Annotated in this window: 9 protein-coding genes; 8 read left to right on the top strand and 1 reads right to left on the bottom strand. The window is 39.9% G+C overall.

The window, feature by feature from the left end:
- Position 1 precedes the first annotated feature (1 nt).
- Positions 2–1,093 carry an AMP-binding protein gene (locus KTR06_RS16955; protein WP_120067439.1) on the top strand — a complete coding sequence of 364 codons (1,092 nt, stop codon included), beginning with the start codon at positions 2–4 and terminating at the stop codon, positions 1,091–1,093.
- 768 nt (positions 1,094–1,861) lie between these two features.
- Here KTR06_RS16955 and KTR06_RS16950 read toward each other — a convergent pair.
- The gene (locus KTR06_RS16950; RefSeq protein ID WP_008021539.1) at positions 1,862–2,425 is read right to left on the bottom strand and encodes an RNA polymerase sigma-70 factor; all 564 of its coding nucleotides are present in this window, start codon (positions 2,423–2,425) and stop codon (positions 1,862–1,864) included.
- Between the two features lie 173 nt (positions 2,426–2,598).
- Here KTR06_RS16950 and KTR06_RS16945 point away from each other — a divergent pair, with 173 nt between their 5' ends.
- The 7 genes from KTR06_RS16945 to KTR06_RS16915 all read left to right on the top strand — a co-directional run bounded on the left by KTR06_RS16945 (position 2,599) and on the right by KTR06_RS16915 (position 14,443).
- Positions 2,599–4,590, top strand: a complete 1,992-nt coding sequence (locus tag KTR06_RS16945; RefSeq protein WP_217290600.1) for an SUMF1/EgtB/PvdO family nonheme iron enzyme — start codon at positions 2,599–2,601, stop codon at positions 4,588–4,590.
- Positions 4,591–4,684: 94 nt separating this feature from the next.
- Positions 4,685–5,551 carry a FecR family protein gene (locus KTR06_RS16940; protein ID WP_217290601.1) on the top strand — a complete coding sequence of 289 codons (867 nt, stop codon included), beginning with the start codon at positions 4,685–4,687 and terminating at the stop codon, positions 5,549–5,551.
- A 309-nt stretch (positions 5,552–5,860) separates the two neighbouring features.
- Positions 5,861–9,154 (top strand): SusC/RagA family TonB-linked outer membrane protein, encoded by a 3,294-nt coding sequence (locus KTR06_RS16935; RefSeq protein ID WP_120067437.1) that lies wholly within the window; start codon positions 5,861–5,863, stop codon positions 9,152–9,154.
- Positions 9,155–9,177: 23 nt separating this feature from the next.
- Positions 9,178–10,791: a SusD/RagB family nutrient-binding outer membrane lipoprotein gene (locus KTR06_RS16930; protein ID WP_225449719.1), complete on the top strand. Its 1,614-nt coding sequence runs from the start codon at positions 9,178–9,180 to the stop codon at positions 10,789–10,791.
- Between the two features lie 24 nt (positions 10,792–10,815).
- A complete protein-coding gene (locus KTR06_RS16925; protein ID WP_217290599.1) occupies positions 10,816–11,901 on the top strand; it encodes an endo-beta-N-acetylglucosaminidase family protein in 1,086 nt (361 codons plus the stop codon).
- 22 nt (positions 11,902–11,923) lie between these two features.
- The gene (locus KTR06_RS16920; protein ID WP_008021553.1) at positions 11,924–13,138 is read left to right on the top strand and encodes a DUF1735 and LamG domain-containing protein; all 1,215 of its coding nucleotides are present in this window, start codon (positions 11,924–11,926) and stop codon (positions 13,136–13,138) included.
- A gap of 30 nt (positions 13,139–13,168) precedes the next feature.
- Positions 13,169–14,443 carry a BT_3987 domain-containing protein gene (locus tag KTR06_RS16915; RefSeq protein ID WP_225449722.1) on the top strand — a complete coding sequence of 425 codons (1,275 nt, stop codon included), beginning with the start codon at positions 13,169–13,171 and terminating at the stop codon, positions 14,441–14,443.

Raw genomic sequence — 14,443 nt, 5'->3', positions numbered from 1 at the left:
AATGGAATTTGAGAGAGAAAAGCAATCGCTTCTGCTTGAAGGGGTACGATATACAGCCAATGATTTGCATTTGTTGAAAACAAAGGCGGTAGGAGCATCCGATTCTTCTACAGGGCAGATGTTGTATGACTTCCTGCAAGAGTGGTTTACCGAATCTCCTTGGATGACAGTTCATACTTCGGGATCTACCGGAAAACCGAAAAAGATAAGGATTAGCAAGGATAAAATGATGCAAAGCGCACGTCTGACCTGCGAATTTCTGAATTTGCAAATAGGAGACACTGCTTTGTTATGCATGAATCTCCGTTATATCGGAGCTATGATGGTAGTCGTACGCTCTTTGGTTGCAGGTTTGAATCTGATTATACGTCCCGCTTCCGGTCATCCGTTAGCGGATATGAAACAGCCTTTGAGATTTGCGGCAATGGTTCCTCTGCAAGTTTATAATACCCTGCAGGTGCCTGAAGAAAAAGAACGGTTGCGACAAACGGATGTTCTGATAATCGGTGGTGGAGCAATCGATGAGGCTTTGGAAGCAGAAATCAGAAATCTTCCGGGTGCTATCTATTCTACTTATGGCATGACCGAAACGTTGTCTCATATTGCTCTCCGCCGTCTGAATGGGGTATTAGCTTCCGAACGCTATTACCCTTTTGCTTCTGTGGAACTGTCTTTATCTTCTGAAAATACATTGGTCATTAAAGCCCCTTTGGTATGCGATGATATTTTGCAAACCAATGACATTGCGCATATCTATCCCGATGGAAGTTTTACTATTCTCGGTCGGAAAGACAATGTCATCAATAGCGGCGGAATAAAAATCCAGGCAGAGGAAATAGAAAAAATCCTTCGCCCGTATATTCCCGTGCCGTTTGTCATCACTTCCGTACCGGATCAACGTTTGGGGCAGGCGGTGACTTTGTTGCTGGAAGGGCAGCCGGACATAGAAGAAATAGAAGACAAACTACAGAGTATATTAGAACCTTATCATCGTCCTAAATACGTTTTATATACAGACTGTATACCGCAGGCGGGTAATGGGAAGATGAATCGTGCGGGTTGCCGTGATTTGGCGGAACGGTTATTATCGTAGTTTGAAAGTGAATGTTATACCGTCGACCACCGCAAATTGGTAAAGATAGGTGTGGACTTCGACAAAGAAACCCGTAATATCGGTCGCTGGTTGGTTCAATAAGAGAGCCGGGGCTCATCTCATACTTCTTCTAAACGCATCAAACACCATTTTCCAGTTTGTTGAGAACAACATAACTATGATGCTCATATCGAAGGTTCATAGGTTTCACACTTGTTTGAATTGTTATAAATCAGACGACTACGGTGATAGAAATCTGTGAATCTAGGATAAATAATCCTTCACCCCTTCACCTCATTATAAGCTATCAAGATATTGGGTAAGTTTATTCAGGTTCATACACATTCAGATGTCAGATACCTTCATCTTAAGAAATCCGGAGGTGACCTACTTTTATCTGTTAATTTGAAGTTTAACGAACTATTGTAGATGCTCCCTCATAATATACTAATAGATAAACTCTAGGCTATTAATAGAAAACTTCCACTCTGTTACGCCTAAACTTCTTTTGTATGGCTTGCAAACTTATATTCTGCTTATTATAAACTATAAACGAAGCTTTCATTTTTATAAATGTAACCTTTGTTTTTATAATTGCAACTTGCGTTTATAAAAACAAAGCTTGCATTTATAGTTTGTTGTTAGGCAAATATAACTTTGTAACTAATGCAAAGAAAGTTTGGTCTTAATAGGAAGGAAGTTATCTATTAATAGTTTGGAGTTTACTTACTAATAGACAATATGACAATTGACAATAAAAAAATAAACTTATTGATAAGGTAATAATAGAAGGAGTAATGGCATATAGTCTTTCAATTCATTCCTCAAAAGTTCCATCGTCTTTTGTTTGTATCGGTTGATAGATTTCACGCTAAGATTCATTTCTTCTGCGATCTCTGCATGTGTTTTACCTTCAAAGAAACTTTTCATAAAAACAGTGCGATAGTTTTCGGGTAACTTATTCAGTGTCTCGTACAACATTCTGTATAGTTCATCGAGAGTATACACACTATCTGGCTCTGTCTCATAGATAGGCGCTTTCTTTTGAATGTTTTCGGCATAACTCCATTCATATTCTTGGTGTTTCAGGAAATTCAGACAACTGTTTTTTACACACATCTTGATGTATCCCAATGCCGTGTCCGATTGCAAGTCAAAGGATTCAGTTTCAAACTTATCCCATAATGAAGTAAATACATCTGAAACGATATCTTCACGTGTTTCTTTATCATCAACAAACCTTTTTGCATACAGACAAAATGGGGCGTAATATTCCTCATAAAGTTGTTTGAAAGTCCGTTCTTTAGTTTGTTTGGAAAAAGATATTTTCATTATTTAGAGATTCTGTAGTTTTTCATTTTGCTGCAAATATATAATAAGATAATTATCAGAGCCTAATTTTCGATTCTTTTTTTTGCTTTCACCCCTAATGAATGGAAAATAATCAGATAAGACTGTCCTTTTGTATATAGGTTGATTGTATTATATATAAACAGGATTAAAATATGAAAAACAAGTTTTTTTTATTGGCTATAACCTTTTGTTTGCCAATACATCCTCAAGAAGTTTCCAAGTCTTTTATTCCGATGGTTGAAATACCTGCCGGAAGTTTTTATATGGGAAGTGACGGATTAGGCGAAGATTTTGATGAGGCTCCTATCCATCAGGTAGTAATCTCTCGCCCGTTTCGTATGGGAATCACTGAAATAACGAATGCGCAATATGAGTCATTCCGTCCGGAACATCGGGCATTACGAGGAAAAAACGGTGTTTCGCTGGAAGATGATGAAGCAGTCGTCAATGTGAGTTATTCCGATGCTGTTGCCTTTTGTGAATGGCTTAGCCGGAAAGAAGGCAAAAACTATCGTTTGCCAACAGAAGCGGAATGGGAATATGCTTGTCGGGCAGGCACATACACACTATTTTCCACAGGAGACGGGTTACCTGCAGTTTATCATCGGAATCAAAAAGTGGTTCGTGACTTTGATCCGGTATCTTTAAAAGTAGCTCAGACTCCTCCTAATACATTCGGGCTTTATGATATGCATGGAAATGTGGAAGAATGGTGCTTGGATTGGTATGCTTCTTATTCCGCAGAAAAGCAGAAAGACCCGGCAGGACCATTGGCAGGAGAGTTTCGGGTCACTAGAGGAGGGAGTCATCACACCCCGGAGAAATACTTGCGAAGTGCCAATCGACTGGCTATGCTCCCGGAAGATAAACATTCCCAAACCGGATTTAGAATTGTGGAAGCAGATACTCGTTTGAATGTATCGGGAACATCTGCCCCTGTCCCGTTCAATCAGGAATCTGTAAAAAATACATCTATAAAATGGAAAAAAATATCTGCTATCACACCGATGTTTCTGCCTCCGATACCATTTGTGGTACGTCCGGCATGTGATTCGAATACCCCATTTTATCTGCATAATCATCAGCCTGCAGTTACGTGGTGTGATAATGGAGATTTGCTGGCAATATGGTTTTCTGCAAATGAAGAGAATGGGAGAGGGATGGTAGTACTCGGTTCCCGCTTGCGTGCCGGGCATACTGATTGGGATGTGGCTTCTTTATTCTTTAAAGTTCCGGATCGGAATATGACAGGAAGCGCTTTGCTCAATGACGGAAAAGGAAAATTGTATCATATCAATGGAGTGGAAGCATCGGGTGACTGGCAGAATCTCGCAATGGTACTACGTACCAGCACAGATAACGGTGCTTCATGGAGCACTCCTAAACTGATAGCTCCCGAACATACCAAACGTCATCAGGTAATAGCTGGTACGATTCGCACACGTGAGGGATGGCTGGTTCAAGCCTGTGACGCGGGTCCCGGCAGTCATGACGGGGCAGCTGTTCAAATCAGTAAAGATGGAGGAAAAACATGGTGCGATCCTTGGGATGGCGCTCCTTTGCCGGATTTCAAAGAAGGAGGAACGGGAAGTACAATCGCAGGTATCCATGCGGGAATTGTACAATTAGGGAACGGAAGTTTGATGGCTATGGGGCGTGGTAATAGCATACGGAATAAAGAAGGAAAGCTCCGAATGCCAATGAGCATATCAGATGATATGGGAAAGACCTGGAAATATGTAGCAAGCGAACTCCCTCCTATTGACGGAGGTCAGCGTCTTGTTTTAATGAGACTGAATGAAGGACCTTTGCTATTGGTTTCTTTCACAGACCATCCGCAACGTACGCCTTTGGAAGAACGTGGTCTGGAATTTAAAGATAAAAATGGAAATGTGAAGAAAGGATATGGCATGTATGCGGCTCTTTCCTACGATGAGGGAAAAACATGGCCGGTAAGAAAACTACTGACGGACGGTGAATATCGCTTTTTAAACGGTGGAGCATGGACGGGATATTTCGAAATGGATGAAAATCATGCTGAACCACGTGGCTATCTTGCAGGAACACAAACTCCTGATAATGTGGTTCATATCCTTAGTAGCCGATTGCATTACCGCTTCAATTTGGCATGGCTCGAAAAATAAAATAAAAAAAGTTTGTTTTTGCTGTCCTTTTCCAATTACTTCAGTTGTATTATAAGTGTAATTACAATTAAAAGATAAGATTTTGAAAGAAAATATGGAAAATATGAGTCCGGAATCATTGCTCCGTAAAGCACAAGCATTGGGAGATGATATTAAAGAAATGGAATCCATTGATGTATTGGGTGCCTATTATCAAGCACAAGCCAAAATAAAAACTAATAGAAGAAAGAACATGTATAATCAACTGATGCGTTATGCAGCATTTCTGACTATACCTTTATTTCTCTCTTCTCTGGTTTTGGGATATTTATATTTTAGTGGAACAGAAACCGACGAAAAATATGCAGAGGTGGTAACCGCTACCGGTTCTGTCATACGTTATGAACTTCCGGATCATTCTGTAGTATGGTTGAATGCGGGTAGTACATTGCGTTATCCTACCACTTTCAAGAAAGACAACCGGTTGGTAGAGTTGAAGGGTGAAGCATATTTCGAAGTGCAGGCAGACAAAGATCGTCCTTTCTATGTAAATACTCCGAATGGCTTGAGCGTATATGTTTATGGTACCAAATTTAATGTAGCTGCTTATGAGGATGATAATTATATAGAAACAGTATTGGAAAAGGGTAAGGTAAATGTGATAACCCCCGATCAGGAAACAATTGTATTGGCTCCTGGAGAACAGTTGCTTTACGACAAACAGAGTCAAAAGTCGAAAAAAAATAAAGTGGATGTCTATGGAAAGATAGCTTGGAAAGATGGAAAACTAATTTTCAGAAATGCTTCATTGGAAGAAATCCTGAAGCGTCTGGAACGACATTTTAATGTAGAAATTCAGTTTAACAATAGGTCTGGAAAAGAATATAAGTACCGGGCTACTTTCCGGACTGAAACTCTGTCGCAGATATTGGATTATCTGGCCAGGTCTGCCGATTTAAAATGGAAAATTGAAGAACCGTAACAACAGGCAGATGATACATTATCAAAGACTAAAATTAGAGTAGATTTATATTAGAGTAGTAACCCTTAAAATAAAAGCCCATGGAATAACACAAGAGAATAAAAGAAAAAAAGGAAGAAAGCTGCTACCAACAGCTGTCTTCCTCCGAATTTTCCAGATTCACGGTACAAGGTCTCGCAAACACTAGCCGGAATCAAACCATAGTTCATTTAGTAATAAACTTTAGTTAGCCACAAATGTATGAAAAAAAATCATTCATTTACAGCATTATGTCCTAAATATGCTTTAAATCTAAAACTTCCTTTAGTTATGAGGATTAGTCTAGCACTACTTTTCGCAGTAGTATTACAACTTTCTGCCGAAGATGGCTATGCCCAGCGAACGCGGGTTGCCATTTCAATGAACAATGTATCTGTAGAACAGGTACTGAATAAAATAGAGGAGACGTCCGACTATGTTTTCCTTTATAATGATAAAACAATTCAGAAGAACCGTATTGTTTCTGTGAGAAACAATTCAGGTAAGATACTGGATATTCTTGATGAGGTGTTTAAAGGAACCAACATTACTTATACAGTGGTTGATAAGCAGATTATCTTGTCTACCAATAAATTGAATGTAACAGAGCAAGATCCGACTATCCAGGTAAAAGGTACAGTGAAAGATACAAAAGGAGAACCTTTGATCGGAGTGAATGTGAAAGTAAAAGGAACAACTACCGGTGCTATTACAGACTTCGACGGAAACTTTCAGATTCAAGCTAAAAAGGGAGCGGTATTGGAGATCTCTTATATTGGATATGCTTCTCAAGAGGTGAAGGTTGCAGATAATAAATCGCTTTCCATTGTGATGACGGAAGATACCAAAGTCTTGAATGAGGTTGTTGTAACGGCTTTGGGCATTAAACGAGAAACTAAGTCTTTGACATACAATGTGCAGCAGATTGGCGGAGACGAAGTGGCAAAGGCGAAAGATATGAATGTGATGAGCAGTCTTGCCGGTAAGGTGGCGGGTGTGAATATCAATGCAAGTTCATCCGGTATTGGAGGTGGTGCCCGTGTGGTAATGCGTGGTACGAAGTCTATATCCGGTAATAACAACGCTCTATATGTAGTAGATGGAGTTCCTTTGGCTAATATATCAGGTGAACAACCTGACGATCAGTATACGGGTGCCGGACAATCCGGTGACGGATTGGCTAACTTCAACGCTGATGATATAGAATCAATTTCAGTACTTAGCGGATCGGCCGCCGCTGCACTATACGGTTCGGCTGCTGCCAATGGTGTGGTACTTATCACAACGAAGAAAGGGGTTGTAGATAAAACCAGATTGACTTACAGTAATAATTCAACCTTCTATTCACCATTCCGATTGCCGGAATTCCAGAATACGTATGGTTCGGAAACTGGAGAGTGGTATAGTTGGGCATCTAAATTGTCATCTCCTACCGATTATGAAGTTAAAGATTTTTTCCAGACAGGTTACAATGTAGCAAACACTGTAAGTCTGACTACAGGGACACAAAAAAATCAAACCTATGTATCCGTAGGTGCTGTGAATGCCCGGGGTATCATTCAGAATAATGACTTGGACAGATATAATTTCTCTGTTCGTAACACGACCTCTATGCTGAATGATAAACTGACGATGGATTTAAGTTTTATGTATTCTAATGTAAAGGAACAGAATATGTTGTCGCAAGGAGAGTATGCCAATCCATTGGTTCCCGTTTATTTATTTCCTCGCGGTGATGATTTCTCGAAATATCAGTATTATGAACGATATGATGTAGACCGTAACATAAAAACACAGTTTTGGCCATTGAAAGAAAATGGATTATCCATGCAGAATCCTTACTGGATTACGAACCGGAATATGTATACCAACAAGAAAGACCGTTTTCTGGCAAGCGGTTTACTAAAATATACGATAACAGATTGGTTGAATGTTTCCGGACGCGTGAAACTGGATAAGGAAACTATCAACTCGGAAAAGAAAATGTATGCTTCCACTTTGAATGTGATTGCTGAAAACTCGGATAAAGGAGCATACGTGCAATCGAACAAGAATACCAGTCAGATATATGCGGATGCCATGTTGAATATCAATAAATATTTCTATCACGACACATGGAATCTGACAGCATCTTTAGGTGCCAGTTTATTGGATTTGGATTATAAGGAACTTAATTTTGGCGGCGGATTGCTGACCATTCCTAATCTGTTTACTTCTAACAATGCGAACGTTTCCGGTAAATTAACCTATAAAAATACGAACTATCATGACCGTACCAATTCTTTATTCGGAACATTCTCATTAGGATATAAGGGTATGGTTTATGTAGACGGTTCGTTGCGTAATGACTGGATATCTGCTTTGGCAGGAACAAACCATTCTTCCATATTATATCCTTCTATCGGTGCTTCAGCAATTCTGACTAATATGTTTACAATGAAATCTAACATTCTTTCTTATGCAAAGGTTCGCCTTTCATATAGTGAGGTGGGTAATGCACCGGAAAGATTCAGGGCTATCACTACGTACGCAGTGTTGGGAGGATTGAATACCACTTCTTATTTCCCGATAAAAGACCTTAAACCGGAGAGAACTCATTCATGGGAAGGAGGATTTAATTTAGGTCTGTTTGATAATAAACTGACACTGGACGTGACAGCTTATAAGACATATACGGAGAATCAGCTCTTCAGTCCGGAAATTTCTACAACAACCGGATATTCTAAATTATATGTAAATGCAGGTAAAGTAACGAATAAAGGTATTGAGTTAGCTCTTGGCTTTAAACAGAATATAGGGCCTGTAGATTGGAAAACAACTTTACTATGGTCGCTCAACAGAAACCGCATTGACCAATTACTCCCTGAATATACAAATGAAGAGTTGGGAGTGACAGTACATCTGGACGAAATGGATGTCTATTCGTTAGGCGGTGCCAAACAGCGGCTAACAGTAGGGGGCTCTATGGGAGATGTATATGTGAATACAATGAGAACTGATGAGCATGGACATATCTGGATGAATTCAATGACGGGTACATTGGAAACAGATAAGAATAATTATGTTTATGCTGGTAATACCAATCCGAAATATACTCTTAGCTGGAGAAATGAATTTAATTGGAAAGGAATCAGCCTCGGATTTATGTTGAATGCCCGTGTAGGCGGTATCGGAGTTTCTGCCACTCAAGCTGTAATGGACTATTATGGAGTGTCTAAGACATCGGCAGAAGCACGGGATAATGGTGGCGTGAAAGTAAACGGCCAGATGATTGATGCCCAGACATGGTATCAGACTATCGGAGCTAATGGTACAGGTTATGTAGGTTCTATGTATGTATATAGTATGACTAATGTTCGTTTGGGAGAATTGACATTGGGATATGATATTCCGATCAATAAATGGTGTAAATGGATTTCTGGATTGAATGTCTCCTTTGTAGGACGTAATTTATGGATGCTGTATTGTAAGGCTCCATTTGACCCGGAATCTACTGCAAGTACAGGTACTTATAACCAGGGTATGGACTATTTCATGCAACCGAGTTTGAGATCGATGGGATTTTCTGCAAAGATTTCTTTCTAATTGGATAACCTTTAAAAAAAATAATGATGAACATACGTAAGTTTTTTAAAGTAAGGAACTACTACTTACTCCTTGGAGTAATCATGATAAATGTAGGTTGTACGAAGAATTTTCTGGAGTACAATACCAATCCTAATGAAGCAACCGACGAGATGACGGATTGGGATAATGTGAGAACTGGTTCTCTTCTTTTACAGATGGAGCAGAACGTACTGGTAGTAGCACAACCGGGACTTAATATCGGTTCGGACAGATATCAGACTGTGGAAGTGATGGGTGGAGATGGCTATGTCGGCTATTTTGGTTTTCCTGCTCCCAGTATCAATTCTGCCGGTCGTTACAATTGGGATAAAAGAAGTTGGTATGGTGATATGTTCACTACCAATTACCTGACGACTATGAATGCCTGGCGTGAAATAAGAAAAGCGATTAACAATGACGAAGATCCCCGGTTTTCTATGGCGCAGATTCTGAAAGTAGCGGCAATGCATCGTGTGACAGATACCTATGGGCCTATTCCTTATTTGAATTTTGGAGTTTCAAAAGAAGTGCCTTATGATTCGCAAAAGGATGTTTATTACAGATTCTTTGAAGAATTGGATGGAGCTATCAATAACTTGGATAGTTATGCTGCATCCGGAAGTAAAGTTTTGTCATCATGGGATTGTGTGTTCAACGGTGATGTTACATCTTGGATAAAGTTTGCCAATTCACTTCGTTTGCGTCTTGCATTGCATCTTGCCTATGTGGATGAAACAAAGGCAAAAAGTGAAGCCCAACTGGCTATTGGCAATAGTTATGGATTGATGAATGTGAAGTCTGATTTAGCAGAACTTCAGCATATTACTCCGATAGCGACTTATGAAAGTCCTCTGTATATTCTGAAAGGATGGGATGATATTTGTATGGGAGCGACGCTGGATTCATACATGAATGGTTATCAGGATCCACGACTTTCTGCTTACTTCGAGGCAGGTACGGGTGGAAAATATCGGGGTATAAGAGCCGGAATGTCAAAGGACGTAAGTAAGGATAAATATATAACAGGAATCTTTGCCGAACCACAGGCAACTGCTACTTCCAATGTAGTGTGGATGCGTTCATCTGAATCATATTTCTTGTTGGCGGAATATGCTTTGCGTTGGGGAACGAATGCTGATGCTAAAAAGTATTATGAAGATGGAATAAGAATGTCTTTTGATGAACATGGTGCATCAGGAGCTGACGCGTATCTGACAAGAACTGCGGCGGGTGGATATGTGCCTGCCAATTATGAGGATCCGGTGACATCATCTCATTCCATGGATGCTTTGGGGACTGTTTCTATCGCTTGGGATGAATCGGGAGATTTTAAAACAAATCTGGAACAAATCATTACTCAAAAGTACATTGCTCTTTATCCGGTGGGACAAGAGGCATGGACAGAGTTCCGCCGTACCGGTTACCCGAAAGTATTTCCGGTTGTTGTGAACGAAAGTTCCGGAGGTTCTGTAGACACAAATATACAAATCCGCAGATTACCTTATCCGGAATCGGAATATAATACGAATAGAACAGAGTTGGATAAAGGCATCACACTTTTAGGTGGCGTAGATAACCCGGGTGTCAGATTGTGGTGGGATGTGCCTAATAAATAATTGGTTACTTAAATAATGCAGAATATGAAAAGAAATTATGTATATTTTTTGTTCACCTATCTCTTGACATTTGTTGTGAGTGGTTGTGATACGGATATTGAACCGGAAGTTATACAGGCGGCTAATACTTATAATGAAGAATATTATCAGAACCTGCGTGAATATAAGAAAACAGATCATGCTATTTGTTTCGGCTGGTATGCCGGTTATACTTCAGAAGCATCTCCTTCGCAGGGACTTCATTTCATTGGTTTACCGGATAGTCTGGACATCGTCAGTCTGTGGTCAGGTATTCCTTCCAACAATCCGGCTTATGTAGAAACTAGTTATTATAACGAGCGTTATTTGCCGACTGCTTATGAGGAAATGAATTATATCCGTACAGTAAAGGGGACTCGCGTTGTGATGTGTACGATTTGTCGTATTGGAAGTACGGAGTTTCCTAAAACCGACGCAGGTATCGAGGCTTATGCTTTACATCTTGTGAGATGTGTGTTGCGTAACGATCTGGATGGTTTGGACTTGGACTACGAACCGGAAGGCGACTGGTTGCAAAATGATAACTTTACAAAGTTTATAAAGGTATTGGGAAATTATTTCGGTCCTCAATCGGGTACAGGCAAATTATTAATTGTTGACTTCTATAATCAGCTGCCTCCTAAGGAAACAGAACCTTATGTCGATTATTTTGTACGACAATGTTACACCACCGGTAGTGCTCAAAGTTTGCAATCTAAATTTGACCAGCTTAGCAGCTGGTGTCCTCCTGAAAAATTCGTTGCTACGGAACAAATGGGATGGTACTGGCAGAATGGTGGAGTCGAATTTACGGAAGCCGATGGAAATAAAGTAGATTCATGGGGCAATCCAATCTATTCTGTAATAGGTATGGCACGCTGGAATCCTACACAAGGACGAAAAGGCGGATTCGGCGGATATTATTTTGAATATGAATACAATACCACTCGTCCTGCTAATCAGGCTATAGGTGATAAAGAGAAAGCCGCTATTCCTTATTATAGCCTTCGACGTGGTATTCAGGAACAAAATCCTGCCGGAAAGCCTGTACAACAGTCTACTAAACAAGAAACGGAAGAAGAAAATGGATGAATTTTAAATTTGTATGCAAGGTATGAAAACATTGAATAATATAAAAAAGATATGGGGAGCTGCTTTGATAGGAATAGCTTCTTTTATGCTGCAGGGATGCCAGGAAGCCGCTCAAAAAGGTGACGGGTTGTTAATGACCGGAACATCTTCGGATAGATTGGTAAAGTTTGCCATTGATGGATTTCCATCTGCGTATGCTGTTTCTGTGACTTCAACTTCTCGCGTTGAATCGGATATTCAGGTGAATCTGGCTGTTGATGCAAGTCTGGTTGATACTTATAATGAGGAAATGGGAACCAATTATTATCCCATTCCGGATAAATCATATACATTTGAAAATCCGGAGGTTACGATTTCAGCAGGACAGGCAATTTCTTCTGCTGCCTCTCTTTCAATTGCCGATGATTCGGAATTTGTTCCGGGACGTGTTTATTTGATACCGGTTACCATAAAAAGTGCGACGGGAGATTTGGATATTATAGAAGCAGGGCGTACTATTTTTCTGAAAGTATCCCGAACATTGCGCTTCCATGCTCCGTATGTAGGACAGGCTTCTATGGCTTATCAGTTTTTACTTCCAGAGCCTATTCCTTCATTGCCTACTTATACATGGGAAGTGAAGATTTACGCTACTCAATTTCGTTCTTCCGGAGCTTCCGGTACTACCCGTGTTTGCTCATTTGGAGGTAGTGAAGCGTCTGTAGAAGGGGGAGCGATTGATGATGGAGGCTTTAAATGTGACCAGAACCTGCTTCGTTTTGGTGAAGGAACGGATGAGCCGAACCAGTTGCATGTAACAACTAAACAGGGTAAAATGTCATCGAATACTCGCTTTGCTTTAAATACCTGGTATGCTGTTGCCTTGGTAAATGACGGCAGTACGTTGACATTGTATATTAATGGAGAGAAAGATAACTCAATGACAGTTGCTCCGTATGAATATGCGCTTTATGGAGTACAGATCGGTATGCCTTCAAAAGGTTATCAATCTTCACAATTGTTTTATGGTCGTTTGAGTGAGATGCGCCTTTGGACTCGTCCTTTGTCTGCTCGTGAAATTAAAGCAAATGTATGTGGGGTAGATCCTTCTACCAATGGGCTTGTGTCTTATTGGAGAATGAATGAAGGAGAAGGAACTACTTTCTATGATTTATCTCCGTCCAAGCGTGATATCAGTTATAAGAATGGAATCACGATTGACTGGACTTATGATGATACGAATAAATGTCTTGAATAAGGTAATAATAAATGAATAGACTGTATGATAATGAAAAACAATATAAATAGATTAACTCTCCTTTTGCTTGTTTTATTGGGAGGAGTAGGATTCACATCCTGTTCGGATGATGACAATGATTTTATTGAATTGCCGACAATAGAGATGCCACAGTCGGAAGCAGGACCTGTTTCTATTGATTATAGGGAGATACTGGATGCAGGAAGCTATGTTTATGATTATACTATCAAACTGGATAAACCTGCTGCTACTACTTTATTGTGTGACATTGCCGTGGACGAAAGTATGGTAGAGGCTTATAATGCTGCAAATAACACGTCTTATAAGATGATGCCCGCTTTTGTCTATGAGTTGCAAGCTAAAAATGCGATAGTGAAGGCAGGACAGCAAGAATCCAATTCCTTATCAGTTAAGTTTTCATCATTGTTCGGTTTGGTGGAAGGTGAAGAATATTTGCTTCCTATTGTTGCAACAATAGATGAAACGTGTGTAGGACAATTTGTAACGGACACTCGTTCTGTTTCTTATTTTACGATTAGCATTGATGGGGAATTGGATTATATACCGGGATTGAATATGAGTTCTTATTCAACGGATATGTATCGTACGTTAAGTTTCGCAAATGATGAAGTAGTTACGATTGAAGATAATACACATACGTTTGAAATGCTTGTATATCCATATAGTTGGCACAGTGGAACTAATTATATAGGTACATGGCGTGGTAAAGATACCAACAATAATAATGAGGTTTTTAGTGGTTGTGAACTACGTGTGACCGGTGCAACGGGAGCGTCTAATATTGGTAATCGTCAATGTGACTTGACATTGGCTAATCAAAATATAACGTTGCCGGCTAATCAATGGGTAAGGTTGACTATTACTTGTGACGGAACAAAAACGGGCCAGAATATTGAGGTTGCTTATCGTTTATATATTAACGGTGAGGAAGTTGCTTCTGCAAAACCTACTAAACGTTGGGGACCATCCTCTTCTCAAAGATTCAAGGTGGGATATACGTTGACTGGTATTCAGTTTGGTAATACAAGTTCAAGTATGTATTTTGATGGTCTGATTTCTGATATTCGTATGTGGAAGAAGTGTCTGACGGCGGAAGAAGTAAAAGCTAACTTGCGTACAATAGCTTCTCCATCTTCGTCGGACTTATATGGCTATTGGAAATTGGATGAAGGAGAAGGAAATACATTGAAGGACAGTTCGGGCAATGGGCGTGATTTAACTTTCCCTGCTTCGGCAAATATCATTTGGAATGCAGAATTCAATGATTTGCCTCAAGATAATTAA

This window comes from Bacteroides sp. MSK.20.12 (genome assembly GCF_019052435.1).
Taxonomy (GTDB): Bacteria; Bacteroidota; Bacteroidia; order Bacteroidales; family Bacteroidaceae; genus Bacteroides; species Bacteroides xylanisolvens.
The sequence above is the reverse complement of the archived record's forward strand: the minus strand, read 5'-3'. Positions and strand labels throughout refer to the sequence as shown.

Bases quoted from the DNA above. Each gene is read 5' to 3' on its own strand.
- KTR06_RS16955 (WP_120067439.1), top strand. From the start codon at position 2: ATGGAATTTGAGAGAGAAAAGCAATCGCTTCTGCTTGAAGGGGTACGA.
- KTR06_RS16930 (WP_225449719.1), top strand. From the start codon at position 9,178: ATGATGAACATACGTAAGTTTTTTAAAGTAAGGAACTACTACTTACTC.
- KTR06_RS16950 (WP_008021539.1), bottom strand. From the start codon at position 2,425: ATGAAAATATCTTTTTCCAAACAAACTAAAGAACGGACTTTCAAACAA.
- KTR06_RS16940 (WP_217290601.1), top strand. From the start codon at position 4,685: ATGGAAAATATGAGTCCGGAATCATTGCTCCGTAAAGCACAAGCATTG.
- KTR06_RS16915 (WP_225449722.1), top strand. From the start codon at position 13,169: ATGAAAAACAATATAAATAGATTAACTCTCCTTTTGCTTGTTTTATTG.
- KTR06_RS16920 (WP_008021553.1), top strand. From the start codon at position 11,924: ATGAAAACATTGAATAATATAAAAAAGATATGGGGAGCTGCTTTGATA.
- KTR06_RS16925 (WP_217290599.1), top strand. From the start codon at position 10,816: ATGAAAAGAAATTATGTATATTTTTTGTTCACCTATCTCTTGACATTT.
- KTR06_RS16935 (WP_120067437.1), top strand. From the start codon at position 5,861: ATGAGGATTAGTCTAGCACTACTTTTCGCAGTAGTATTACAACTTTCT.
- KTR06_RS16945 (WP_217290600.1), top strand. From the start codon at position 2,599: ATGAAAAACAAGTTTTTTTTATTGGCTATAACCTTTTGTTTGCCAATA.